Source organism: Protofrankia sp. Cr1, from assembly GCF_963555865.1.
Taxonomy (GTDB): Bacteria; Actinomycetota; Actinomycetes; order Frankiales; family Frankiaceae; genus Protofrankia.
The window spans coordinates 20,067-20,828 of sequence record NZ_CAUVXO010000014.1; the positions used below are offsets into that span (position 1 = coordinate 20,067).

At 69.6% G+C, this 762-nt stretch carries 1 protein-coding gene; it reads left to right on the forward strand.

Annotated features, from left to right (window positions below; all coding sequences use genetic code 11):
- Positions 1 to 19 precede the first annotated feature (19 nt).
- A partial coding sequence (locus tag U9980_RS02940) for a phosphate ABC transporter ATP-binding protein (RefSeq protein WP_416210125.1) occupies positions 20 to 762 on the forward strand: 743 nt, incomplete at its 3' end.

Consider the following 762-nt stretch of genomic DNA (forward strand, 5'->3'; position numbering starts at 1 on the left):
GACGGCGACGGCGAGCGGGCTGATTCCCGCTGCCCGCCGCGAGCGCACCGGGCCGGTTTCGGGTGCGGCGCTGGAGACGAGGGACATCTCCGCCTGGTTCGGCGAGCGCAAGGTCCTCGACCGGGTGTCGCTGACCATGAGACCAGGCGAGGTGACGGCGCTCATCGGGCCCTCGGGCTGCGGCAAGTCCACCTACCTGCGCATCCTGAACCGGATGCACGAGCTCATCCCGAGCGCGTCCCTGGCCGGCCAGGTTCTGCTCGACGGCGAGGACATCTACGCCGCCGACAAGCGGGCACAGGAGACCCGCCGGCGGATCGGCATGGTCTTCCAGAAGCCCAACCCGTTCCCCGCCATGACGGTTTTTGACAACGTCGCGAGCGGCCTGAAGCTTGCCGGGATCAAGGGCAAGGACAAGGAATCCCTGGTGGAGCGGTGCCTGCTGCGGGCTGGCCTGTGGAACGAGGTCCGCACCCGGCTGCGCTCGCCGGGTGGGGCGCTGTCGGGCGGGCAGCAGCAGCGGCTGTGCATCGCCCGCTCCCTGGCCGTCGAGCCGGATGTGCTGCTGATGGACGAGCCCTGCTCGGCCCTTGACCCGACATCCACCCGCCGGGTCGAGGAGACCATCGCCGAGATCGCCTCGGATGTGACGATCATCATCGTGACGCACAACATGCAGCAGGCGGCGCGGGTGTCCGACCAGTGCGCGTTCTTCCTCGCCGTGGAGGGCAGTCCCGGTCACGTGGTCGAGTACGGGCGGAC